The organism is Asanoa hainanensis, from assembly GCF_900188485.1.
Classification (GTDB): domain Bacteria; phylum Actinomycetota; class Actinomycetes; order Mycobacteriales; family Micromonosporaceae; genus Asanoa; species Asanoa hainanensis.
Map to the genome: position 1 here is coordinate 20,295 of NZ_FZPH01000028.1, position 23,713 is coordinate 44,007.

Sequence of the window (23,713 nt, forward strand, 5' to 3'; positions counted from 1 at the left end):
GCAGCCCCAACCTGCTGCGCGAGGGCGGTCCACTGATCTACCGCAGGTTGACAATGACGACGGCTGCGAAAACGCGGTGCGGGCCGCCGTTCATGCGTCAAAATCGCCTCGGTGCCACGCTTCCACGTCGGCATCGAAATCCTCGTCCGATACCATTGGCGGGTCCGGCACGCGATCGAGCCATTCCTGGAACAAGGCGGCGAACGTGCTGGACGTGGATAGTTCGATCATCGGGTGGACCGCGAAGAACGCTAGCAGGCCACTTGCCGCGGGATCGTCACGGTGGCAGACCGGGCACAGGTGCTGTCGGTACATCGCAGCGGGGAACCGGGGATGCGGCCGGTCTGCGGCGAGGATGATCTCAGTGTCGCAGACCGGGCACCGGTTGCCGTTGCTGGCGATGGCGGTCATGAGTCTAGGCATCCTGCCCCGAGTAAGCCCTTGAGTTCGCTGTTGAGCGCCGGTGACGGCTCGACCCGGACGGCAAGCTGAAGCTCAGTGACCCGGGCGCCGTTGCGCAACTTGACGTGTACCGGTGATTTGCCTGGGTAGCCCTGCAGTACGTGTTTTAGATCGTTGACGAGCACCGCGTTGACCCGGGCCACGTCCATGATGAGTTTGATTGGCGGGTGTTCGGCGAGGTCGCTGTCGGATAGTTCGAGAATCTTCAGATCCGAGCCAAAGATGCTTACGGCCCCGTCGCGATGGTTGACTCGACCTTGCACGGCGACGATTCGATCGGCGACGAGCTCATGGCCGAACAGTTCGTAGGTCTTGGCGAAGAAGAGCACGTCGATGCTGCCGGTAAGGTCTTCGAGCTTGACTATCGCCCAGATTTTTCCTTCTTTGGTGACTCGGCGCTCGACAGCGGATATCAGCCCTGCGAGCACGACGGGTTGCCGCTCCGGAGTTTCCTCGTTGAGTTCGGCGATTACCGTGTCGGCTACCTTTTTCAGCGACCGCTCGGCGCCGGCGAGTGGATGATCGGAGATATAAAGACCAAGCATGTCTCGCTCGAAGGCGAGTTTGGTCTTGCGGTCCCATTCGCTGGTGGAGTAGTCGGCTGGCAAGCCGACCCCGGTCGCGGGGGCTCCTGCGGTGGAGGGTTCGCTGAACAGGTCGAACTGGCCGTACGCTTCCTTCCTCTTGACGTCCACGGCGACATCCACGGCCATCTCGTGCTTCTCAAGCAGGCCTTTGCGGGTGGCGCCGAGCGAGTCGAACGCACCGGCTTTGATCAGGGATTCAATCACGCGCTTGTTGCATGCCACGACGTCGATCTTTTCGATGAAGTCGTTGAACGAGGTGAAACGACCCTTGTCGACCCTAGACAGGATGATCGAATCTACAACGTTGGCGCCGATGTTCCGTACCGCATTCAGCCCGAAGCGAATCTTCCCGTCGACTGGAGTAAAGGGGCCGGTGGATTCGTTCACGTCCGGCGCCAGGACGGTTACGCCCATGCGGCGGCACTCGTTGAGATAGATTGCCATCTTGTCTTTGTCGTCACCGACGCTTGTCAGCAAGGCCGCCATGTACTCAGCCGGGTAGTGGGTCTTTAGGTAGGCGGTCCAGTAGCTGATGATGCCGTAACCGGCGGTATGAGATTTGTTGAACGCGTAGCCGGAGAACGGCAGCAATACGTCCCACAGCGCTTGGATCGCTTCGTCGGAGAAGTCGTTGGCCTTCATCCCGGCCCTGAAGTTGACAAACTCCTTCTCGAGGATGTCCGCCTTCTTCTTGCCCATGGCGCGGCGCAGCAGGTCGGCTGCGCCCAGCGAGTATCCGGCGACGCGCTGAGCGGCCTTTTGCACCTGTTCCTGGTAGACGATCAGCCCATAGGTCTCGTCGACGATGTCGGCGAGCGGCTCACGCAGCTCCTCGTGGATCGGCACGACTGGTTTGCGGCCGTTCTTGCGGTCGGCGTAGTCGTTGTGAGCGTTGACCGCCATCGGGCCGGGTCGGTAGAGGGCGAGAACGGCCGCGATATCGGTAAACGCTGTCGGGGCCATCGACTTGAGCAGGGCACGCATCGGGCCGCCGTCAAGCTGGAACACCCCGAGGGTCTCGCCGGTGGCCAGCATCTCGTAGGTCTCGGCGTCTTCGAGCCAGCCATGGTGAGCCGACAGCTCGAAGTTTGGGTCATGGTTGGCGCGGACGTTGTTCACCGCGTCGTCAAGGATTTTCAGATTGCGCAGGCCGAGGAAGTCCATCTTCAGAAGGCCGAGCGATTCGCAGGCCGGGTAGTCCCAGCCGCTGATGATGGTCCCGTCGTCGGGGCGGCGGATCACGGGGATCACGTCCTGCAAGGGATCCCCGGACAAGATGGTGCCGGCCGCGTGCACCCCGGTTTGGCGGATCAGCCCCTCGATCCCCCGCGCGGTGTCGATGACCTTTCTGACGTCGGCATCCTGCTCGTACAGGCTTCGAACTTCACCAGCCTCGTGGTAGCGCTTATGTGAAGGGTCGAAGATGCCGGCCAGCGGGATGCCTTTGCCCATGACGTCCGGCGGTAGGGCTTTCGTGATCTTGTCGCCGACAGCGAATGGGTAGCCGAGCACACGGGCGGCGTCCTTGACGGCAGCCTTGGCCTTGATCGTGCCGAAGGTAACGATCTGGCAGACATTGTCGCTGCCGTACGTGTCGGTCATGTACCGGATGATTTCGCCGCGCCGACTTTCGTCGAAGTCGAGGTCGATGTCAGGCATCGAGATGCGCTCGGGATTGAGGAACCGCTCGAAGATCAGCCCGTGGTGGATCGGGTCGAGTTCGATGATCTCCAAGGCGTAGGCCACGTCGCATCCGGTCGCCGAGCCGCGGCCCGGCGCGTACCGGATCTTTCGTTCCCGAGCGAAGCGCAGCAGGTCGGCAACGACCAAGAAGTAGGACGGGAAGCCCATCTGCTCGATGATGCCGAGCTCGTACTCGCATCGGGCGAGGTGCTCCGGCGGGATTCCGGCGGGAAACCGGCGAGACATTCCTGCCAGGGTTTCCTTGCGCAGCCAGGACATCTGCGTCTCACCATCGGGCACCGGAAACAGTGGCATACGGTTCTTCTCGGCGAACACCTCGGCGTACGGCTCGACCCGGCTCGCGACCAGAAGCGTGTTGGTGCAGCCCTCCTGCCACGCATCGGAGCTGTCGACTGCCCGCATCTGCTCGGCGGACTTGATGAAGTAGCCGTTCCCGTCGAACCGGAACCGGTCTGGATCCGCGATGTTGCTGCCCGTCTGCACGCACAACAGCACGTCGTGGGCCTCGGCTTGCGCCTCGTGGGTGTAATGGGAGTCGTTGGTGACTAGAGGCGGGATGCCGAGCTTCTTGCCAATCTCCAACAGGCCATCGCGGACCTGGCGCTCGATCGGCAGGCCGTGGTCCATGATCTCGAGGAAGTAGTTCTCCTTCCCGAGGGCATCTTGGTACGTCGCGGCGGATTTGAGCGCCTCGTCGAACTGTCCGAGCCGCAGCCGGGTCTGCACCGCGCCGGATGGGCAGCCGGTGGTGCCCATGATGCCCTCTGCGTGCTCCGCGATCAGGTCGAGATCCATGCGCGGGTACTTGCCGAACTGTCCTTCGATGGAGGCTCGCGAGTTCAGCTTGAACATGTTGCGCAGGCCCGTCGGGTTGCGCGCCCAGATGGTCATGTGGGTGTAGGCGCCGCTGCCGGCGACATCGTCCCGCTTCTGTTCAGGCCGGCCCCATTTAACGCGATTTCTGTTGAACCGCGAGTCGGGCGCGACATACGCTTCGACCCCGATGATCGGCGTAACGCCGGCGGCAACAGCCTGCTGGTGGAAGTCGTACGCTCCGTGAATGTTGCCGTGGTCCGTGATCGCCGCGGCGGGCATCCCCAGCCGTTTTGCCTCGGCCAGGAGTTCCTTAAGCCTCGCAGCGCCGTCGAGCATTGAATACTCAGTGTGCACATGCAGATGCACAAACGAGTCTGCCACTCTGTCACCCCTGTCCCGCCGACCAGCGAACCAGCCTAGCGGCCAAGGGGTGGCCGTCGCGGTGTGCGGTTGAATGACACTCCAGAGGCCGCAGGCGACCCCGGTCGTGGCCCGCAGGCGACCCCGGTCTTGGCGCCCGGACAACGCTCAGTGGGCAGGTCGGTCTCTTGCGAGGGCCTGCTGGCAGGTGGCTTCCTCAAGCAGTCGATCAATCCTCGATGCCCATCCAATTGGCGACACTTCGCAGCGTTGATGTTGAGCGGCGCTCCGTTTGGGCGAGGGTGATGACGGTGTCGCGCGCCAGCGGGTGGTGACGGACTTGTTGGGGTGTGATTGACCGTGCGGTGAGCAGGGATCGCAGCGCGGCATCGCGGCGGCCGTGCAGGAGCTGAGCGCGTGCTAGGTCGATGTAGTGGTGCCCAGCGCGTTCAGGAGGCGTCGAGGGGGTCAGGTGCACGTGTTGGGCGCGCTCGAGCGCCTGCGCGCTGTCCATCAACTCGACGCCGAGAGCTGTGCCCCATATAGCAACGTTCGTCGGGCCAAACGCAAGGCGATAGTGATCTTGATCGGTGGCGAGACTTTCAGCGGCGGCTCGGGCTTCTTCGTAGTGCGCCCACGTGGCGGCGGAGTCCTTCGCGTGGGCTGCCATGTATGCGGACATGAGGTGCAGCCATCCCCACACCGACAAATCGCTCGACGACCGTGCGTGGAGATCAAATCTTGAGGTGGTCATGCGGAGGACGGTCCGGGCGCTGCGGCAATCGCCGACGGAGTCAAGATCACCGGCACGTAGGACATCCGCGAGGGCCTGCAAATGTGGGTTCCCCGCCTGCCCCGCTGCCCACCCATAGCGGTCCGCGAGCAACGACGTCAGGTCGAAGTAGCCAAGCTTGTGAGTGAGCTGCCGGGCGGCGTAATACACCTCGGCGAGCATTGCCATGACGGCTTCCCTTGCCGTTCCTGAGGTCGCGTGTGTGGCATGTCTGAGCTGTTGCAGGGCCAGCGGCAATGCGGTACCGAGGGCATCGAAGTCGGCCCGGTGGCGCATCGCCGACACCTTGGCGGTGAGCGCGCCCAGGGCCGCCAAGTCCGGTGTGGGCACCTCGTCTTCAGGCGGCATCTGGTACGAGGCCAGTTCTCGGCGAATCGCGGTCACCGACGCGTGCACGTTGTTCTCACCGCGGTCCCGGGTCAGATACGGCTGGCCTGTGAGCGTCCCACGGTCGATCCCGAGGTAGCGCGAAGCGGCAGAGATCACCGAGCCTGTCGCGGCGCGCTCGCCACGCTCGATCTTCTGGATAAGGCTCAAGGAGGTGTTCGTACCTTCGGCCAATTGACGCTGAGTATGCCCACGTATCCGTCGCCATGTCGCAATCCGTGCGCCGATGTGCTCGTCGTTGCGCATGAATCAACCATCACGCCGAGCGCAGAGCCCCGTCAACTGCCGAAACCGCGCGCGCGATGCCTCACTGGAGCCCACCTGAGGGTTGACCTTCGGCAGCGCTCCTTGTCGCCTCAGTCGCAGCGCGGACCAGCCACAGATCAGCATCGTGGCGCAAGCCGGGAACGCGCACAAATTGTGCGCGTTCCCAGGCCAGTCGGCTCTCGACACGCAGCCTGCGCAGGAAGCACAGTGGTCAATGCGTTCGTAACGTCTGCGCCACCCTCCGTTACCTCACCGTCGTGTGATCAGCACAACCCGCCGCAGAAGCGCTTGGCTAGCCAGCGCCGCGACATTCCCGATCGGAACGGTCGCGCACGTCTCGCAGTGCGGTTCGCCTGGTAGAGGAAGGAAACAGCGTGACAACGTCCACCGCTCCTCCGCTAGACACCAGCCGGTATCCGCGGGTAGCCGCGTATCTGGACGCTTACTGCTCAGGACCCGGGGCCGGCACCGAGAACGAACCCCACGCCGCCGAGCTCGCCTTCTCTATCGGCCGCGCCCGCGTTTCCCAGGAGCCGTTCACCGTCGCCACGGTCGACGGTTTCCTCCCCGACCCCCTGTACCAGGACGTGCTGCGCGACTGGCCGCAGCTGACGTTGAACCCCGTCAACGTCGGGGGCGGCAGCGCCAAACATGTCGGCTCACGCCACAGCGCCGGGCTGCAGAGCTGGAAGCCCGAAACCGTCGACCCGCCGGACACCTGGGGAAGCCTGGCTCGGCTCACACGCTCGGCTCCGCTCACCCGCGCCTTGTTCACCCGCTTCGCCGACGTCGTCGAGGAAAACCTCGCTCACCCCGATGTACGGAACATCACCCAGCCCGGGTTCCGGCTATGGGCCAACCAAGACCAGGGCCAGGCAGAAGCCCTCGGAGCCCACGTCGACTCGCTGCCGAAGCTGCTAACCATCGTGCTCTACCTCGACCTGCGCGGACCAACCACCGACGAATCACCGGGCCGATGGGGAACCACCACGTACGCCATCGCGCCCGACGAGGTCGAAACCGTGTCCTTCAGCCCGAACACCGGCCGGACACCGGCCGGACACATCTACTTTTGCCCCAACCGCGCCTTCATCATGCCCAACTGCTCCAGCGCACTACACGGCGTCACCGGCGGCGAAGCCGGTGTCACCCGGCGCTCACTCATGTGGGGTTACTGGCTGATCACCGCGAAGTCCTGATCCGGGCCTCGTCGTCTCCTCCCGCCCTCTTCCTCCCCGGAGCAACCCACATGCCTCTCGTCATCGGCTACAACCTCAGCCACGACAGCAGCGTCTGCCTGGTCGACGACGGCCGGATCCGTGCCGCGGCAGCGCTCGAGCGCAGCTGCCGCATCAAGCGGGGTGTCGTAGCAGCGCATGCCTACGCCGCCGCGATGGCCCGGCTCACCCGCGAAGTCCTCGACGGCGAGCGGCTTTCGGCCGCCGACATCGACCACTGGATCGCGACATCCACCGAATCACGCGACCAGCAGGACGAGGATCAGCTTGCCGACAGCCTCGGCCTCATCGTGCCCGCGGCCAAGCGGCTCGCAATGCCGCATCCGGCGCACCACCTCGCGCACGCCTCAGCGGCGTTCTACACCTCCGGATTCGAGCAGGCCTCGGCGCTGGTCGTCGACGCCTACGGCTCGCGCTACGGCGCCGGCCGCGAACGCGAGACGGGGTTCGCCTTCCGGCCGGGCGAGATGCCGCAGGTCGTCCTGCGCACCGAGCGCGACCATCATCGGATCGCGGGCCGAATACGGCAGGACGGGACGATCGGGCTGCCCGAGCAGCTCAGCGGCATCGGAGAGCTCTACCGCGTGATCACCCTGGCTCTCGGGTTCTTCGAAGCCGGCACGTACGACGATGCCGGCAAGACGATGGGTCTTGCTCCGTTCGGCAAGCGGATTAGCAGGGAAAACCTGTTCATCGACGTGACGCCGGGCGGGCTGAGGTTCGACCGCGCCGCCGCGTCGCTCGTCGACCTCGGCTTCGCCGTCCGCGACGCCGCGGGCCTGCGCCTGCTGCCCCGTCCGGCCGGCGCACCGCTGCAGGACAAACATCGCGACCTCGCCGCCCAGATCCAGATTGAGTTCGAGGAAGCCTGCCTATACCTGGTCCGTGACCTCGTCTCACGAACCAACCTGCCGTCGCTGGTTCTCAGTGGCGGATGCTTCCTCAACTCCGTGCTCAACGCCCGGCTGCTCAGAGACGCGCCGATCGACCGGCTGTCGGTCTTTCCCGCCGCCACCGACGACGGCAACGCTGCCGGCGCCGCGTTGTACGCACACCACAACCTCACCGCGGCTGCGGGCCGGCAGCTCAAGGCCGGGCCGGCACCGCGGCTACAGCACGTCTATTTCGGGCCGCCCCGGCTGACCGGCCGGGACATTCCCGCGTTGGCGCGGGAATGGGGACTGGAGCCGATCGAGCATTCCTCGATGGCGGACGCCGCCGCCGCGGCCGCCAAGGCCATCGCGGAGGGACAGATCATCGGTTGGTTCGACGACCGCGGTGAGCTCGGCCCCCGCGCTCTGGGCGCCCGCTCCATCCTGTGCCACCCTGGGATCCCTGGCATGAAGGACCTCCTCAACCACAAGGTCAAGTACCGGGAGACGTTCCGCCCGTTCGCCGGCGCGGTGCTGGCCGAGCGGGCCGACAAGTGGTTCGAGATGGCTACCGCCGACAGCCCGTTCATGCTGCAGGTGTGGCCGGTGGCGCAGCACGCCCGCGGCCAGGTCACCGAGATCGTCCATGTCGACGGCACCTGCCGGGTGCAAACAGTGGCAGCCGACCTGCCCGGCAGCTTCCGGGGGCTGCTGGAGGCATTCGACCGGCTAACCGGGCTACCGGTGCTGCTGAACACGTCGTTCAACCTTCGCGGAATGCCCATCGTGGAAAGGCCAGAGGAAGCCCTCGACTGCCTCTACGGGTCGCGATTGGACCGGGTGTTTCTCGGGCCGGTCGAGGTCCCGGCCCCGGACTTCGGAGCTCTCGCACCGGCGGCCATCGACATCGCCGAGGCGCAAACCGATGGTGTCGCGGCCGCGGTGCTGCAGTTGGCCGACGGCGACCGTCCTCTCACGGCCATCGCGCAGGTCGCCGGGGCGAGCGTCGACGACGTCATCGACATCGCGCTGGACCTTCGCCGCCGAAAGCTGCTGCGCTGGAACAACGGGTTGCCGGCGCTCACACCACCGTCGCTGCCGCTGCCGCAGTACGAAGCGCAGCCGACGGGACAGTGACCCGATGAAGCTGAGCGTTGTCGCGATCGCCCGGAACGAAACGCCGTACCTGCTGGAGTGGGTGGCCTACCAGAGGGTGATCGGCGCTGACCGCGTCATCATCTACGACAACGGTCACGACGTCGCCGGACACCGCCTGCTCCACGCGCTCGACCGTGCCGGCGCCATCATCTGCGTCCCCTGGACCGGCCGCTTCCGACACGGACCGCAAGTTCCGGCATACGAGGACGCGTTGGGGCGTCTGCGAGGCACCAGCGACTGGGTGCTGTTCTGCGACCTCGACGAGTTCGCCGTCCCTGTCGAGGCCACCCGCCTTACCGATGTTCTCGCCACCGTCGATGACCTGGACGGCATGTGGCTTCCATGGCTGATCTTCGGGTCGAGCGGGGAACTCGTCCATCGTCCGGAACCCGTCATCGAACGTTTCCAGCGGCGCCAGCACGCAGACGACGACACTGTGACCCCCGTCAAGAGTGTCGTCAGGCCCGCCCGGGTCGTGCGCCCCCACCTGCATGTGCACCATCTCGACACAGCCGCCTACGCCAACCCGCGCGGAGAGCGTGACTTCCTGCTTGCGCGCGACGGCGTCAGCCGCAGGTCCGCTCAGCTGGCCCGCGGTATGGACATCGTCCGGATCCACCACTACATGACCAAGTCGCAACTCGAGTGGCGGGCAAAGGTCGCCCGCGGCCGCGCCGACAGAGGATGGGCGGACGAATCCGTCTCTCGCGAACATGACGAGTTCGCCCAATGGAACCGAAACGAGGTGCGTGACGCCACGGCGCTGCGGTTCCTTCCCGCACTGCGTCAGCAGATGGCTGCACTCGCGCAGCTAACTGCCGGCGAGGACACCTCCGCCGGGGCACCGCTATGAACGGCCACACCTTCTCGGCCGGACAGGTGGGCACCGCGCGCTTCCCGTTGACCTGCATCGACCTGGCCGATCCGGTCTTGTACACCGCGCCCGACGGCGGCCTCGACCTGCTGCGCCAGCTGCAGCGTGAACACCCGGTCTACTGGAATCACCGTCCCGGCGGTGCCGGATTCTGGGCGTTCACGCGCTACGCCGACGCGGTGACGGTCTTTCGGAGCAAGAACGCTTTCACCAGCCGACAGGGCATCCAGGTCGGCCAGGCCGGAGGCATGGAACAGCCCGCTGCCGGCACGATGCTCGTCCAAGCTGACCGTGGCGATCACCGCCGCATCAAGGCCACGCTCAGCCCGCATCTGAGCGAAACCGCGATGCAACAGCTCCTGCCTGTATTACGTGCCGCCGCTCGAATGGCGGTGGACAAGCACGCCGACGGAACCGAGTTCGACTTCATGACCGAGATCGCCGCCGAACTGACATGGTCGGTGCTCGGCGCCATCCTCGGGATCCCAGCCGCTGACCGCAGGACGGTGGCACGGTGGACCGAGACGGCGTTCGGAGCGACGAGCGGCCAGAGGCAAGACCATCCCGCTGCCGAAGGCGGCGGCACCGCTTCGCCGGCCGTCACCGCGAACGCCGAACTCTTCGGGTACTTCGCGGATCGCCTCCGCGAGCGTCGCAGAAACCCGGGCGACGACATCATCAGTGCCCTGGCCCGCCCCCAGGCGGGCAACGACACCGGCCTCACGCCCACGGAGATCCTCGTCAACGCGCACCTCCTGCTCGCCGGTGGGCACGAGACGACACGCCACGCGCTGGCCGGCGCCGTTGTCGCACTGGCCGAGCATCCCGGGCAGTGGGCCCGCCTGCGCAAAGACCCATCGCTCATGCCGGCCGCCGTGGAAGAAATCATCCGATGGTCCGCGCCCAGCCTGAACATCGTGCGTACCGCGACCACGGACATCGAGATCGCTGGTCAGAGGGTCAGGGCGGGGCAGCAGGTGAGTCTGTGGCCGCCGATCGCCAACCGGGACCATGCCGCGTTCCCGGACGCCGAGTCGTTCGATGTGGGCCGGGAACCAAACCGGCACCTGAGCTTCGGGATGGGGAGCCACTTTTGCCTCGGCGCGTGGACCGCCCGGCAGGAGATTCGGATCCTGCTCGAAGAACTGGCCACACGCGCAACGGTCCCGGAAGTCAGCGGCAGCGCCCGCCGAATGCGGTCCAACCGCACCTGGGGCTACCAGACCTTGCCCGTCAGGCTCATCACCGCCCACCCGTCGACATGAGCTACAACCCCGCGCCGAGAAAGGAGAGCCCGTTGAGCACGAGCACCGCCGACGCTGAAGCGCTCAGCGAATCGCAGCTCGCGCTGCTACACCTGACCCACCGAGCCGGTCAGCATCACCCTCGGTTGACCGCGGTCAGCGTCTGGCCGCGCCCGATCGACGTCGACATGTTCGCGGCGGCCGTGAACTGGCTGAGCGACCGATACCTCGCGCTGCGGTCCGCGGTCGACGTCACGGCCGGCCGGCCGGCCTGGATCGAGCGGCCGGGCACCGTTCCGGCGATCGTCTTCGCCGGCAGCGGCCCGGGCGCAGCCAATATTCTTTCCGAGGTACGCAGTGAGCCCTTGGCCATGCAAGAAGCTCCTTTGATCAAGTTCGTCCTGGTGGAACGCGACAGCACCGTCGAGGTGCACACCGTCAGCCACCCGGCGCTGCTCGATCCCGCATCGGCGGCCACCCTGCACCGGCAGTTACGCGCCCGATACACCGGTGCGCCCACGGAACTCGCTAACGGCACGCGGGCCGCGACGGCAATCGACGTTGAGAGTCCTCGAGGGCCGCAAGGAGCGCGTCGCGACGGCGTCTTACCCGCTGAGGCCCTCCCGGACACGCCGACGGAAGGCTGGGCAGAAACCTTCGTCGACTTCGTCCCGAGCACCCCGGCATTCTGGGCACACGGCTCCGCACGGGACGCAGCGGAGACCGTCGTGCGGATGCCGCTGCCCGACGACGTCAACGCCAGGCTGGGCCGCTTCGCCGACCGCTGCGGGATCTCCCTGGCCGACGCGGCGCTGACCGCCCACGTCAAGGCGGTAGCCCTCGCCACCGGACGTTCCGACCTCGCCGTCGGAGTCGAGACCACACCCACCGACACCGAGCACGCCGTTCCTGTCGGCGCGCGCTGCGTCACCGTCCCTGTACGCGTAAGGACCGGGGGCGGGACCTGGGCCGACCTGTCCCGGGAAGTGACCGCTGCCCGGGACCGGGCCGCGCGTGCCACCGACCGGTCAATGCTGCGGCTGCACCACCGGCTGCGGTCCGACCGGATCCTCGACACCACGTTCGCCGTGACCGTCCTGCCCGATCCGTGCTCGGCTTCAGACCTGGACCGCGCAACCTCGGAGCACATCGAGTTCAGCGCACCGTTTGACGGAACCTGCCGGGTGGACGTCCTGCACCACCCGGACAGCAGCCAGTTGACGCTACAAATCACCGCGGGGCCCGAAATAACTGCCGGGCAGGCACGCGAACTGCTGCGGCTGCATGCCACCGCGCTCGGCGCCATCGACGCCTCCGCCAACCACCAAGACGTTTCATCGCTGACCGGCGACCAGGAGGAGTTGGTCCTGCATCAGTGGAACGGCCGGAACATCGCGTACCCGCCGCCTTACTGCGTTCATGAGTTGTTCGAGCAACAGGCCCGGCGAACACCCGACGCGGTCGCGGTCGTCGGCACGCACGAACGGCTGACCTACCGACAGCTGAACGAGCGGTCAAACCAGCTCGCTCACAAGTTGCGAGCGGACGGCATCACCGTCGGGTCGGTCGTGGGGATCTACGCCCGACGAGACGTCTCCATGATCGTCGCCTTCCTCGCCGTACTGAAGGCCGGCGCCGCCTACCTTCCCCTGGAGCCGGGACAGCCCGCAGATCGGATCCTCTACCTGCTGCAGGATGCGGGCGTCTCGACCGTCCTCACCGACGCCGTCTACCACGCCCAGGTGCCGGCCGGCGCCTGGACGGTGCGGCGGATGGACGTCGGCGACACGCTCCAAGAGCCGGTTACCGCCCTTGGCCGCACCTGCAGCCCGCAGGACCTGATGTACGTGATTTACACGTCCGGGTCGACCGGAGTTCCCAAAGGCGTCGAGGTTCCCCACGCCGGCGTGGCGAACTACCTGCGCTGGTGCGTGCAGGAGTACGCCTCTCACGGTGACGGCGGGGCCGCGCTGTTTTCCTCCGTGGCCTTCGACATGGTGGTGCCCAACGTCTACACGCCGCTGATCATGGGCCAGCGGGTGTGCGTTCTCGACGAGACGCTCGACACCGGTCAGGTCGCGCGGCGCCTAAACGAGCTCGCCCCCTTCAGCTTCCTCAAACTCACCCCAGGTCAGCTGGCGGTCCTCGGTGAGCTGCTCACACCGGAACAGGCACGCTCGCTGGCGCACTTCCTCGCCGTGGGAGCCGACGCCTTCCCGGTGCGGATCATGCGGAGCTGGCGCCGGATCGACGACGCGACACCGATGATCAACGAATACGGGCCGACCGAGGCGTCCGTCGGCAACTGCGTGCACACGGTCACCGGAGACGAAGTCGGCGAGTCCCTGCCGATCGGCCGGCCCATCCCCAACACCACCATGTACGTCCTCGACGACGCATTGCGCCCGGTTTCCGTGGGAGTCCCCGGCGAGCTCTACATCGGAGGCGCCTGCGTCGTGCGCGGCTACACCGGCAAGCCACATCTCACCGAGGAGAAGTTCCTGCCGGACCCGTTCAGCTCCGTGCCGGACGCCCGGATGTATCGCACCGGCGACATCGGCCGGTGGCTTCCTACCGGCCTGCTGGAGTTCCTCGGCCGCATCGACGATCAAGTGAAGATCCGCGGCTACCGCGTGGAGCCCGCCGAAGTCGAGGCCGCCCTGGTCGCCCACCCCTCCATCGACGCGGCCGTGGTCACCGTGGTCGGGGCGACGCGAGCAACGTTCGCTCTGGCGGGGTACTACGTGTCAGCCGACGGACTCGCCCCGGACGAGGCGCGCGCCCACCTCAACAGGCACCTGCCGGACTACCTCGTCCCCTCACAGCTGCACCGCATCCCCGCCGTACCGCTCAACGACAATGGCAAGGTCGACCGGAAAGCGCTGCACGCACAGGGGGCCACCGGGTCAGCACAGCGGCGCCGGCGAGCCGCCCTGGACGGGCCGGCCGGTCAAGCGCTGCGAGACGCATGGACCACCGTGTTCGGACGCCCCCCTGCGGATCCGGACGAACGGCTGCCCGACGACGACATGTTCGCCGCCAACGCGATCCGTCTGGCGGCACTCGTCACGGCCGAAGGAGCCGTCACGGCACCCGCGGCATTCCGGCTGACCTGCGTCGCCGCCACGGTCGGTGAGCTGGCGGAACTGCTCGAGCAGAGCGCCCACAAGCCGAGACCACGACCCTGACGGCCCGCAGCGCCTGCGCATGGACAGCGACCAGCGGCGAAAGGCACCCCGATGACCTCGACAACAGGCACAGATCTCCTCAGCGTCGACGCGGGACGGCTGCTCGACCACCTTCGCCGGCTCGCCGAGATCGGCAAAGATCCCGCCGGCGGCATCACCCGCCCGGGCTTCAGCCCGGGCGCATCACTCGCCAACGACTTCGTCGCCGAGATCGCCCACTCGCGAGGGCTCGACGCACGGATCGACGCCGGCGGCAATCTGCTGATCTCCCACAACGCCGCGCCGCCCGCCCGGCCGGCACTTCTCCTCGGGTCTCACCTCGACACCGTCGTCAACGGCGGTTGGCTCGACGGCGCGTACGGGGTGCTGGCCGCGGTCGAAGTCCTGCTCACCCTCACCGAACACGACACTGACCTGCACACCGATGTCGTGGTCGCGGCCTTCGCCAACGAGGAGGGAGCGCTGTTCCCGCAGCCCTTCTGGGGATCTATGGTGCTCGCCGGCATGAGCTGCGACTTGCCCGCCGCGCCGACCGACTACCACGGCAACCCGCTATCGGCCGCCCTGCAACGCGCCGGAGGCGACCTGGCGAACCTCGCCTCGGCGGCCTGGCCCCCCTCCGTGCTGGCAGGCTACCTCGAACTGCATATCGAGCAAGGCCCAGTCCTGGCCGACGAAGGCGCCCACATCGGCGTCGTCGACGCCATCGTCGGGCGCACCGTGCTGTCCATCGAACTGCTCGGTGTCGCCGCACACGCCGGCACCACCCCGATGCGAAGCCGCCGCGATCCTCTCGTCGCCGCCGCGGACCTGACCATGTTCGTACACCAACTGCCGGACGACGGCCGAACCTGCCAGGTCGCCACCGTGGGACGGATCGAGGTGGAACCGAACTCCGCCAACACCGTGCCCGGCCGAGCCCGACTCACCGTCGACCTGCGCGCCACCGACCCCGGCCGGCTGGACGCCGCAGACGAGGCGGTCCGCGCATACCTGCACGCCCTCGACCGCCGGTACGGCATCAGCCACCGTTGCACTCTGGCGGTCGGCTCGCGCCCTGCGGTCATGTCTCCGAACCTGCGCAGAGCCATCAGAGCCGCCGCCGACGACCTGGGGCTTCGGGCCCGTGACATGAACAGCGGCGCCGGACACGACGCCCAGATCATGGCCACCGTCACCCCAGCCGCGATGATCTTCGTCCCCAGCATCGGTGGCGTCAGCCACGTCCCCGACGAGAACAGCCATGATCAAGACCTCGTCGCTGGAGCGCAGGTCCTGCTCCATACCGTCCACCGGCTGGCGGCGCGGTGAGACCGCGCGATCCGGCATCTGCCGCCAGCGATGACGATCTCGCGCACTGGGTGCTGCACGAACTCGCCTCACGTCGTGGTGTTGGCAACCGCATGGCGGCGGCTTCCACATCCGTCACAGTGCGGGCGGACCTTGCTAGCCAGGCAATGGACACGCTCCTGACCCGCTATCCCCGTTTGCGCCGAACGTTCGGCGCGGGACCGCGGGCCGCCGGGACCTACGTCGCCGAGTTGCCGGAATCGTCGCGCGCCACAACCATCGAGATGGCCCTCGGCAGCAGCGATCCCGCCAGGACTGGCACCGGCGGGCATGCCAGCCCTGGGGGAACGTCCGTGCCATCGACCGACGCAGTCCGCGTCCAGGTCGACGAGTTGGGCAACCGCCGCTTCGACGCCGGCGACCTGCTGCTGCGCCTCGCGCTGCTGCGTGCACCTGCGGGAACGGTGGTTGTCCTGGTCACTCATCAGCTGGCGTCCGGACCGCTCGACGCCGGCCGCCTTCTCGCTGAGCTGCTCACGACGTACGACACCCTTGCCGCAGGGCGCCCCCTTGCCGCGCAGCGTCCCGCCTCAGCCATGGATACGCCGCCGGATCACCCGTGTCTCGTCGGCTCGGTACCGGATCGCCTGCCGATGGGCACTGCCCGCACCCCGTCCGGCCGGCCCGGGTTCGAACGCCGGATGCGGCGGCGCCGGCTCGGCCCGTCCGGCCGCAGGGCCCTGGATGCCATCGCGCATCGGCACGGTGTCACACCGCCGGTGGCCCTTCTGGCGCTGTACGCCATGCTGCTGACCCAGCACGGCGCCGGCTCCGACATCGCCGTCGGCCTACCCGAGGAGCTGTGCCGCACGGGCACCGGGCGAGGCGCGACCGTACGATTGCAGATCACCGCGCAGGCCACGTTCGCAAGCCTGCTCTCGGCCACCGAATCCGCTCTCGAGTCCGCGACCGCCGCCGGCTCGTGCGGCCCCGGCTGCCCCGGCGCCGCGGTCAGGTGGCCGAATCTGCTGTTCCGGCACACCTTGGACGTGCACTCTCCCGGCGGTCCGCTGGACTCGGTCACCCTCGAGGGACAACGTGTCACGTCGGTGCCCACCACGGCGCCGGCCACCACCGAGGACCTGCACCTGCTCGTATCGATCCATGCCGACGGAATGGACCTCGATGCCTCCTTCAATCCGGCGGTGCACGAGGCCGCCGACATCGCGGCGTTCCTGGCACGCTACGAGCACCTGCTGCACCACGCCGGCCCGCATACCTCGCCCGTCATCCCCCTGCTCACCGCATCCGACCAGTCCCGCGTCGCCGCGAGGCGATCCCTACGATGCGGCCGACCAGGCGAGACGGCTCTCACGGACGTCCCGCCGGAACCGGTAGCGGAACTCGTGCTCGACCAGGCTCGCCGTACTCCCGGCTCCCTCGCCGTCGACACTCTCACGTACGAAGGCCTGGTCAGCGCCGCGGCCGGGATCTGTCGCCGCCTCGTCGACGCAGGTGTCCGACCGGGCGGCGTGGTCGCCGTCACCGGGCCCCGCGGCGCCATGCTGGCGGCGGGGCTGCTCGGCGTCTGGCTGGCTGGTGCCGCGTACCTTCCGGTCGGGGATCGGATGCCGGCCGGCCGGCTGATCACACAACTCGGCCAATCCGGCGCCACGGTCATCCTCCGTACCGGCGGCAGCGCACCGGCCGTGGCAGGTTGGCCGGTGATCGATGCCGAGAGCGCCGGCGGCGCCCCGGGCCACGCGCCAGTCGTCAACAGGCGGGCCTATGTGCTGTTCACCTCCGGTTCCACCGGCGAGCCCAAAGGCGTCCTGATCACGCACAACTCACTGTCGAACCTGATCACCGACATGACCGGGCGGCTGCCGATCCGCGCTGCGGATCACGTGCTCTGGTCCACCTCGGTCACCTTCGACATCTCCGCCCTCGAGCTGTGGGCCCCATTGACCGTCGGCGCCCGGGTGACCTCCGTTGCCGACAGCACGCTGCTGGACCCGAACGAGGTGCTCGACGTCATCGCCGGACGCGGCATCACCGTGGCGCAGGGCACTCCGACGCTGTGGCAGCACGTGGCGGCCGCTGCGGATGGGCGGCTGCGTGACCGACTCCTGCTCGTGGGCGGTGAGCCCTTCCCCGCAGATCTGGCCGAACGGCTGCTCGCCGCAGGAGCGCGGGTCCGCAACATGTACGGGCCAACGGAAACGACGATCTGGTCCACGACGCACGCCCTCACCGCACCGGTGCCCGATCCGGTGCCCATCGGCACAGCGATCAGCCGCACATCCGTGCAGGTCGTCGGTGACCACGGCCGCCCCGTATTCCCCGGAGTGCCGGGCGAACTCATCATCGGCGGCGTCGGCGTCGCGGACGGCTACTGCCAGGACCCGCCAGACGGCCGGAGCCCGTTCGGCTCCGACGGTGCCGAGCGTTTCTACCGCACCGGCGACCGTGTCCGGCAGCGCGCCGACGGCGTCTTGGAGTTCCTCGGCCGCCGGGACCGTCAGGTCAAAGTCAACGGCCACCGGATCGAGCTCGCCGAGGTCGAGGCGGTCCTGAGCTCCCATCCCGATGTCAGCGCGGCAGCGGTCGTGGCCAGCAGCGACCCGTCAGGGCGTGCGCGGCTGTCCGCCGCGATCACGACCTCCGAATCCGGCGACCACGCGACACTCACCGCCGCAGTACGGCGGCACGCCGCGAACCACCTCCCGCGGGTGGCGGTGCCGGCGCCGCTGCTCGTCCTGGACACGTTACCGACCACCCCGAACGGCAAGACCGACTACAGCTCAGTAGCAGCGCTCACCGGCAGGCACACCACGGCGGCGGCCGGTGCAGCGCACGACGACGGCACAAGCTGGACCACAGGTCCTTCGGCCCCGCCCGGGGAACTTGGGACGCCCGAGGACATGCCGCGGCTTCTGCTCGGTCTCCTCCGAAGCGAGGCGCAACGACCGGACCTCGCCCCCGACGGCGACTTCTTCCGGCACGGAGGCACCGTCGCGCAAGCTCTGGCCCTCGCCGACCGCATCGCTCAGTGCACCGGCCGGACGGTGCCCCTCACGGCGCTGTTCCGGGCCCCGACCGTCGACACGCTCCACCGTGCTCTGATCACCAAGGAGGCACCCCAGCCATGAACTTCCCGCACCTGGTGAACGCCCCGCACCGCGGCACCGACCTGAGGACATGGCTGGAGGGCCACGCCGGCCACGTCGACGAGGCTCTCGCTGGGGCCGGTGCCATCCTGCTCCGCGGCTTCGACGTCACCAGCGCAGAGCAATTCCACGATCTCGCGACTGTCCCGCTGGGACCGCTAATGCAGTACGTCGAAGGCGCGTCACCGCGGGCCGCCCGCGGCGAGGGTGTCTACACCTCGACCGAATACGCGGCTGACCTCACTGTGTCGATGCACAACGAGCTGTCCTACAGCCACCGGTGGCCGGCGCGGGTCGCGTTCTTCTGTCGGGTACCGGCCGCCGACGGCGGGCACACACCGATCGCCGACAGCCGGCGCCTGTACCAGCGGCTCGCCGCACGCGGCCTGCTGCCGGACACGGTCCAGTACCGCCGACGGATGCCACCTGACAAAGGTTTCGGTCTGTCTTGGCCTACGGTCTTCGGCACCACCAACCAGCAAGCGGTCAACGAATACTGCCGGGACGCCGAGATCGACGCCACCTGGCTCCCGGACGGCACACTGATCACCCGTCAGGTGCGCCCCACCGCGGTGGTCCATCCGGTGACCGGCGACAAGGTGTGGTTCAACCAGGCACACCAGTGGCATCCCTCCAACTCCGGCCCCGAGTCCGAGGCCGCGCTGCGCGAACTATTCGGCGACGAGCTGCCGATGGACGCGCGCGCCGGTGACGGAACACCGCTGGCCCCCGCCGCACTCGACGCCATCCGCGAGGCGTACGAGCAGGAGACCACATCATTCGCCTGGAAGGCCGGCGACGTGATGATCATCGACAACATGTTGTCGGCGCATGGACGAACCCCGTTCACCGGAGACCGGGAGGTCCTGGTGGCCATGGGAACCCCGGTGAGCCTGGCCGACGTGAAACAGGTGGCGGCGTGACCACCGACAACCCGCACATCCCCGAGCTGGTACGTACCTGGGCGTCGCGGACTCCCGACGCCGTGGCTCTGGAGAGCTCCGCCGGCGCGCTGACCTACCGGCAGCTGCACGACGCCGCAGCCGCTGCGGCCGCCCGCATCAGCCGATGGTCAGTTCCCGGGGATGTCGTCGCCGTCGAGGCGGCCCACACCGCGGAGACTGTCGTCGCGATCCTGGCGGCGCTGCAGGCCGGCTGCACCTACCTGCCCCTGGACTTCGATGCTCCCGCGACCTGCGCCGAGATCCTCGAACGCGTAACACCAACCCTGCTGATCTCCGCCGGCCCAGCGCCGGAGTGTGCCCAGACGATCCATCGGACCACGATCGATACTCAGGACACCGCGCCTCATGCAGGGCGCGCGTTCCTCCCAGGCTCGGTCGACGTCCCGGCGTACCTCATGCCGACGTCCGGCAGCACCGGGACCACCAAAATCGTCGAAGTCGGGCATCGCAACGTGTGCTACAACGTCCGCGCGCTGAACGAGACGATCGGGGGCATCACCTCCAACGACGCCTACCTGCATTTCGCGTCGTTCGCGTTCTCCTCGTCGGTCCGGCAGCTGTTCCTGCCGCTGTCCCGTGGTGCCCGGGTGGTGCTCGCCGCTTCTGCGGAACGGCGCGACCCCGCAGAACTGCTGAGGCGGGTCAGGGCCAGCAAGGTGACCGTCGTCGACGTCATCCCGTCATTGCTGGCAGTCCTGCTCGACGCCGCCGAGGCGACAGACGGCGGCTTCGGGACGGACCTTCGGCTCTTGTTGACCGCCAGCGAACGGCTGCCCGGCGAACTGGTTCGCCGCTGGCACCCACTCGCGCCGGCGGGGTGCCGGTTCTTCAACATGTACGGACAGACCGAGACCACCGGCATCGTCTCGGTCCACCCGGTCACCGCGGCCGACGCCCAGCGCGCGGTCGTGCCGATCGGGCAGCCGATCCCGGAGACGTCCCTCACGCTGGTCGGATCGGCCGGGGCGCCGGTCCCGCCTGGTGGCATCGCGGAAATCGTCGTCACCGGTCCCGGCCTCGCCCGCGGATACGCCGGTGATCCCGGCCGCACCGCGGCGGCGTTCCCGGTGTCGGCCGCGAGCGCGCGCACTTACCGCACCGGGGACCTGGGCCGGTACGACGGGCAGACCCTGCGGTTCGCCGGCCGACGCGACGCCCAGGTCAAAGTCCGTGGCCACCGGGTCGACCTGACCGAGGTCGAACTGATGCTGAGCCAGCACCCAGCCGTCGCGGAGGCGGTCGTGGTCGACATCGGTAACACCGAGGTACGGGTGGCAGCCGCCGTCCAGCTACGGCCCGGGCACCTGGACGCTGCGGTGCTGCAACGGCTGCGGGAGTTGCCCGACGGTCCCCGCGTGCTCGACCTCAACCCGCCAGAGACCGACTTCATGTTCGACGAGATCTTCACGCGTGAGGTCTACCTTCAGCACGGGATCGTCCTACCCCGTGATGCATGCGTCATCGACGCCGGCGCCAACATCGGCCTGTTCACCCTCTTCGCCGCTCGGCGGGCACCGCACGGCCGGATCATCGCCGTCGAGCCAGCGGGCCCGGCCGCCGAGACGTTGCGGATCAACCTCGCCGCCAACGGATGTACCAACGCGGTGGTCCGCGAGGTGGCGCTCGGCGACCACCGCGGCACGGCGACGCTGACGTTCTACCCGCACAGCGTCGGCATGAGCTCGATCCACGCCGACCCCGCCCGCGAGGCCCGCACCATCTCCTCCATCATCGGCAACCAGGTGGCGGCCGGAGACGTACCCGGCGAGCTGCGCGAGGTAACCGGAGAGCTGGCCGATGCGAAATTAGTGCCGCAGAAGTTCCCCTGCACGCTGACCCGGCTGTCCGACATGCTCACCGCCGAGGCCGTCGAGCACGTCGACCTCCTGAAGATCGACGTGCAGGACTCGGAGCTTGATCTGCTCGCCGGCATCGACGACGCGGACTGGCTCCGCATCGCCCAGGTCGTGGCCGAAGCCCATGACGTCGACGGTCGACTCGCACGCACGGTCGCGCTTCTTCGCCAGCGCGGATTCCACGTCGCCACCGCGCAGGACGCTATGTTCGCCGGAACGGATATGTACTACGTGTACGCCCGCCGTCCCGGCTACGAACAGCAGCCGGCCCAACGGGTGCGCACGACGGCCTCGACCCCGGCATTGCCTCGCCCGGTGACGACCGGGCAACTCCTCGAGCACCTGCGAGATCGGCTACCCGATCACCACGTCCCCGTCCTACTGCTGATCCTCACCCAGATACCGCACACCTCCAGCGGCAAGGCCGACCGCCCTCGGATTGCTGACGCCCTGCGAGCCCACCTGCGACGCCTCCCGCAACAGGTCGGCACCAATGACGATCCCGTCGTGACCGTCGTCGCTGAGGTATGGAGGGAGGTCCTGGGCCGGCCTGTCTCCGCCGGCGACGACTTCTTCGAGATCGGCGGGAACTCGCTCACCGCCGCGCGCGTCATCACCCGGCTTCGCGACCGCCTCGGCCGCGAGATTCCGCTCCGCCTCATCTTCGCCACCCCCGAGCTGGTCGCGTTCGCCTCCGAGCTTCGGCCCGAGACCACTCCACCGGCGGTGAGCCCGGCGAGCGGCACCGCCGGCGCGCCAGCACCGGACACGGAGACCGTCCGATGACCCCTACACCCACGGCGGCGAACCGCCCCGGCCCGGACACGAACACTGCGGCGCCCGGTCAGGTCCGGCACCTGTCCGCGGGGCAACACGGAATCGCGATGCAGCAGCAACGGGCCGGCGACAGCCCGATCTTCAACGTGCCCGCCGCGATCGAGATCATCGGCGACCTCGACATCGCCTCGCTACGGCGAGGCCTCAGCGAGTTGATCCGGCGGCACGACGTCCTGCGCTCCAGGCTGGTCCACGACGGGCCCGCCTTCGCCCAGGTCGTCGACGAGCCGCAGCCTGCCTTGATGACAGTGCACGATCTGCAGGATCTACCCCAGCAGCAGCGCGAGAACGCCGCCCATGCCCTGTTGGACAGGGAGGCGGCACGTCCGTTCGACCTGTACACCGAGCACGGCCTGCGGCTCGTCCTGGTGATCCTGGCCCCACGGCGGCACGTGTTCTTCTGGACCATGCACCACCTCTACTGCGACGGCTGGTCTAAGAGCGTCTTCGCCCGGGACCTTTCGTTCCTCTACGCCGGGCGGGACACGCAACTACCCGCCCTCGACGCCGACTACGGCGACTTCGTCATGGCTCAGGCGCAGGCCGACGCGGCGACCGAGCAGGATCACCTGGCGTACTGGCAGCGCCAGCTCGCGGGAATCGCAACGCTTCCCGGACTACGGCACGACCATCCCGCGGTCCCGGCGCCGCAGCCTCGCGGCGCGGAAGTCCCGTTGCGGATCCCGGCAACAGACCGGGTCCGGATCGAGGCACTCGCGCGTACCCGCAGGGCGACCACGTTCATGGTGCTGCAGGCCGCACTGGTTGCGCTGATGCACCATGCCAGCGGGCAGCCCGACATCGTCATCAGCGTCCCGTACGGCGGCCGCCCCGCCGCGGCGTTCGAGCCGTTGATCGGCTTCTTCGTCAACGTGCTTGCCTTGCGGTCACGAGTCGCCGGCGCCATGACGTTCGAGAACCTGATGGACCAGGTCCGTGATACTGCGTTGGACGGGTACGAGCACCACGCGGTGCCGTTCCAGCGCGTCGTCGAACGCGTGGGCGGGGCGGCGGTGCTCCAGCAGACCTCGCTAGCGTTCGCCAACCTGCCGTACCAGGACATCGTCCTGCCGGGAGCCGAGATCCGCGCCTTCCCCGTCACCCGCGTCGACATCCGCTACGAACTGGAATGGCACGTGTGGGAGGACGACTGTTCCGGTGGCCTCGGCGGCCGGCTGATCTACCGATCCGACCTGTTCGACGAGTCCAGCGCCACCGCGCTGGCCACCGCCTACCAGCAGTTGCTCGCCGCGGCCGCCAACGACGCCGGCCGGCGGATCGCTGATCTGGCCGCCATGCTGCCGGTCTCCGCGGCCAGTCTGGGACACCAAGACGTGCTGAGCGGTGCCGCCGCTGGTGACGTCCCGGCGCCGCCGCGAACCCCGACGGAGGAAGCCGTCCACGATATCTGGGTGGATCTGCTGCACCGCGACGAGATCGGAGTGTTCGAGGACTTCTTTGACGCCGGTGGCAACTCGTTGCTGCTCGCCTTCCTGTCCGCCCGGATCCGGGAGGACCTCGACGCCGAGCTGACGATCCAGCACCTGGTAGGGCACCCGACAATCGCCGCTATCGCCGCGGCGATCGACGGTGCCGGGACAGGCGAGAGGGACACCAGTGCCCGGTAGCCCGGATCTGCCCGGGC

At 68.0% G+C, this 23,713-nt stretch carries 13 protein-coding genes; 10 read left to right on the forward strand and 3 right to left on the reverse strand.

Features of this window, described 5'->3' with window-relative positions:
• Positions 1 to 90: 90 nt before the first annotated feature.
• The 3 genes from CHC05_RS38240 to CHC05_RS38250 form a co-directional block, all read right to left on the reverse strand.
• A complete protein-coding gene (locus tag CHC05_RS38240; RefSeq protein WP_089255551.1) occupies positions 91 to 411 on the reverse strand; it encodes a DUF6300 family protein in 321 nt (106 codons plus the stop codon).
• Positions 408 to 3,950 (reverse strand): DNA polymerase III subunit alpha, encoded by a 3,543-nt coding sequence (gene dnaE / locus CHC05_RS38245; RefSeq protein WP_089255552.1) that lies wholly within the window; start codon positions 3,948 to 3,950, stop codon positions 408 to 410. The genes CHC05_RS38240 and dnaE overlap by 4 nt, the downstream gene beginning before the upstream one ends.
• Positions 3,951 to 4,158: 208 nt before the next feature.
• The gene (locus CHC05_RS38250) at positions 4,159 to 5,355 is read right to left on the reverse strand and encodes a helix-turn-helix domain-containing protein (protein WP_089255553.1); all 1,197 of its coding nucleotides are present in this window, start codon (positions 5,353 to 5,355) and stop codon (positions 4,159 to 4,161) included.
• Between the two features lie 395 nt (positions 5,356 to 5,750).
• Here CHC05_RS38250 and CHC05_RS41110 point away from each other — a divergent pair, with 395 nt between their 5' ends.
• From CHC05_RS41110 to CHC05_RS38295, 10 genes are all read left to right on the forward strand, one after another.
• Positions 5,751 to 6,575 (forward strand): hypothetical protein, encoded by an 825-nt coding sequence (locus tag CHC05_RS41110; RefSeq protein WP_144022967.1) that lies wholly within the window; start codon positions 5,751 to 5,753, stop codon positions 6,573 to 6,575.
• A gap of 50 nt (positions 6,576 to 6,625) precedes the next feature.
• On the forward strand, positions 6,626 to 8,623 hold the full coding sequence (locus tag CHC05_RS38255; RefSeq protein WP_144022968.1) for a carbamoyltransferase C-terminal domain-containing protein: 1,998 nt from the start codon (positions 6,626 to 6,628) through the stop codon (positions 8,621 to 8,623).
• A 4-nt stretch (positions 8,624 to 8,627) separates the two neighbouring features.
• Positions 8,628 to 9,497: a glycosyltransferase family 2 protein gene (locus CHC05_RS38260; RefSeq protein ID WP_179266571.1), complete on the forward strand. Its 870-nt coding sequence runs from the start codon at positions 8,628 to 8,630 to the stop codon at positions 9,495 to 9,497.
• Positions 9,494 to 10,783, forward strand: coding sequence for a cytochrome P450 (locus tag CHC05_RS42940; RefSeq protein ID WP_089255556.1), 1,290 nt, complete (start codon positions 9,494 to 9,496; stop codon positions 10,781 to 10,783). Before CHC05_RS38260 ends, CHC05_RS42940 begins: the two co-directional genes overlap by 4 nt.
• Before the next feature lie 1,010 nt (positions 10,784 to 11,793).
• Positions 11,794 to 13,950, forward strand: a complete 2,157-nt coding sequence (locus tag CHC05_RS42945) for a non-ribosomal peptide synthetase (protein ID WP_245871436.1) — start codon at positions 11,794 to 11,796, stop codon at positions 13,948 to 13,950.
• 51 nt (positions 13,951 to 14,001) lie between these two features.
• The gene (locus CHC05_RS38275) at positions 14,002 to 15,261 is read left to right on the forward strand and encodes a Zn-dependent hydrolase (RefSeq protein WP_089255558.1); all 1,260 of its coding nucleotides are present in this window, start codon (positions 14,002 to 14,004) and stop codon (positions 15,259 to 15,261) included.
• Complete coding sequence (locus tag CHC05_RS38280) at positions 15,258 to 18,392, forward strand: amino acid adenylation domain-containing protein (protein ID WP_144022970.1); 3,135 nt, start codon at positions 15,258 to 15,260, stop codon at positions 18,390 to 18,392. The genes CHC05_RS38275 and CHC05_RS38280 overlap by 4 nt, the downstream gene beginning before the upstream one ends.
• The gene (locus CHC05_RS38285; RefSeq protein ID WP_089255560.1) at positions 18,389 to 19,333 is read left to right on the forward strand and encodes a TauD/TfdA family dioxygenase; all 945 of its coding nucleotides are present in this window, start codon (positions 18,389 to 18,391) and stop codon (positions 19,331 to 19,333) included. Before CHC05_RS38280 ends, CHC05_RS38285 begins: the two co-directional genes overlap by 4 nt.
• Positions 19,330 to 22,017 carry an amino acid adenylation domain-containing protein gene (locus CHC05_RS38290; RefSeq protein ID WP_089255561.1) on the forward strand — a complete coding sequence of 896 codons (2,688 nt, stop codon included), beginning with the start codon at positions 19,330 to 19,332 and terminating at the stop codon, positions 22,015 to 22,017. The genes CHC05_RS38285 and CHC05_RS38290 overlap by 4 nt, the downstream gene beginning before the upstream one ends.
• On the forward strand, positions 22,014 to 23,696 hold the full coding sequence (locus CHC05_RS38295) for a condensation domain-containing protein (RefSeq protein WP_089255562.1): 1,683 nt from the start codon (positions 22,014 to 22,016) through the stop codon (positions 23,694 to 23,696). Before CHC05_RS38290 ends, CHC05_RS38295 begins: the two co-directional genes overlap by 4 nt.
• Positions 23,697 to 23,713: the final 17 nt, after the last annotated feature.

What these genes read in the sequence shown, in the direction of transcription:
- CHC05_RS38240 (WP_089255551.1), bottom strand. Translation starts at nt 411, where the DNA reads ATGACCGCCATCGCCAGCAACGGCAACCGGTGCCCGGTCTGCGACACT.
- CHC05_RS38250 (WP_089255553.1), bottom strand. Translation starts at nt 5,355, where the DNA reads ATGCGCAACGACGAGCACATCGGCGCACGGATTGCGACATGGCGACGG.
- CHC05_RS38255 (WP_144022968.1), top strand. Translation starts at nt 6,626, where the DNA reads ATGCCTCTCGTCATCGGCTACAACCTCAGCCACGACAGCAGCGTCTGC.
- CHC05_RS38260 (WP_179266571.1), top strand. Translation starts at nt 8,628, where the DNA reads ATGAAGCTGAGCGTTGTCGCGATCGCCCGGAACGAAACGCCGTACCTG.
- CHC05_RS42940 (WP_089255556.1), top strand. Translation starts at nt 9,494, where the DNA reads ATGAACGGCCACACCTTCTCGGCCGGACAGGTGGGCACCGCGCGCTTC.
- CHC05_RS42945 (WP_245871436.1), top strand. Translation starts at nt 11,794, where the DNA reads ATGCTGCGGCTGCACCACCGGCTGCGGTCCGACCGGATCCTCGACACC.
- CHC05_RS38275 (WP_089255558.1), top strand. Translation starts at nt 14,002, where the DNA reads ATGACCTCGACAACAGGCACAGATCTCCTCAGCGTCGACGCGGGACGG.
- CHC05_RS38285 (WP_089255560.1), top strand. Translation starts at nt 18,389, where the DNA reads ATGAACTTCCCGCACCTGGTGAACGCCCCGCACCGCGGCACCGACCTG.
- CHC05_RS38295 (WP_089255562.1), top strand. Translation starts at nt 22,014, where the DNA reads ATGACCCCTACACCCACGGCGGCGAACCGCCCCGGCCCGGACACGAAC.